General features: G+C 53.7%; 1 protein-coding gene. It reads left to right on the top strand.

The annotated features are described in order from the left end of the window. Window positions 1–296 (top strand): formylglycine-generating enzyme family protein (locus OGW16_RS02065; protein WP_286517665.1); only part of this gene is annotated, 296 nt, incomplete at both ends.

The following is a 296-nucleotide window of genomic DNA, read 5'->3' as shown; positions in this document are numbered from 1 at the left end:
AGGTGACGCTGACCAGCTATTCCATCGGTCGTTTCAAGGTGACCCATGAGGATTACGCTTTTTATCTGAAAATGGCGGGACTACCGGAGTTACGTTACAAAGATCAATACGATAATAAAACGCTGGCGGATATGAACCATTTTAAAAACAGTCCGGCGGTGGTGTCATGGCGCGAGGCCGACAGCTACTGCCGCTGGCTGAAAAAGGAGACGGGGCTGGCGTTTTCCCTGCCAACGGAAGCGCAGTGGGAGTACGCGGCGCGTGACCGGGGGCAGTATATTCTGGTGGCAACGGAT

The sequence above is a fragment of the Citrobacter sp. Ce104 genome, assembly GCF_030334595.1.
Lineage (GTDB): Bacteria > Pseudomonadota > Gammaproteobacteria > Enterobacterales > Enterobacteriaceae > Citrobacter > Citrobacter europaeus.
The sequence above is the reverse complement of the archived record's forward strand: the minus strand, read 5'-3'. Positions and strand labels throughout refer to the sequence as shown.